This window comes from Streptomyces sp. AC627_RSS907 (genome assembly GCF_019049165.1).
The window spans coordinates 1-724 of the sequence record NZ_JAGMUE010000300.1; the positions used below are offsets into that span (position 1 = coordinate 1).

1 protein-coding gene is annotated in these 724 nt (G+C 77.2%); it reads right to left on the reverse strand.

Annotated features, from left to right (window positions below; genetic code table 11):
• A partial coding sequence (locus KUM32_RS35390; RefSeq protein WP_217146032.1) for an FAD-dependent oxidoreductase occupies positions 1-716 on the reverse strand: 716 nt, incomplete at its 3' end.
• Between the last annotated feature and the right edge of the window lie 8 nt (positions 717-724).

Genomic DNA, 724 nt, shown 5'->3' on the forward strand with positions numbered 1-724 from the left:
GGCCGCAGCTCCCAGGCGTGCGCCCGGGCCGTGCCCCCGAGCACCACCCCGTACGGCTGCGGCAGCACGTACAGCGTCTCCGCCGCCACCGGGTCGGCCGCCACCAGCCACTCGTCGAGCCCCGGGTTCTCCACGACCACGACCTGCCCCTGCACCGGGTGCACCTCGGGGTCGGGCACCAACTCCCGGGCGCCGAGCCCCGAGCAGTTCACCACCACCGGCGCCCGTCGCCCCGCCTCCGTGAGCGAGGCCAGCGCCCGGCGCTCCACCGTGCCGCCGGCCGCGACCAGCCGCCGCTCCAGGTACCGCAGGTGGGTGGGCATGTCGATCAGCGGCACGTGGGCCCGCAGGCCGGTGGCGTACCCCGCCGGCAACTCGGCCGGCACGGCCGGGCGCAACCCCGGCACCTCGTCCGCCCACGCCCCGAGGCCGGCACGGCCCAGGCCGGCGTGGGTGCCGTCGGCGAACCGCACACCCGTCTCGCCCGGGTCGGCGGCCAGGGCGGTCAGCTCGGCCAGGGAGGCCACCGACCAGCGGCCCGCGGCCTCCGCAGGCTCGATGCGGTACGGCCACCACAGCCCGCCCGCCACCGCCGACGTCGTCTCAGCCGCCGGGTCCCGACTCCACACGGACACCCCGAACCCACCCTCCGCCAACGTAACGGCGCAGGTCAGGCCGATGACCCCGGAGCCCACCACGATCACGTCGCGCACCATGCTCACCA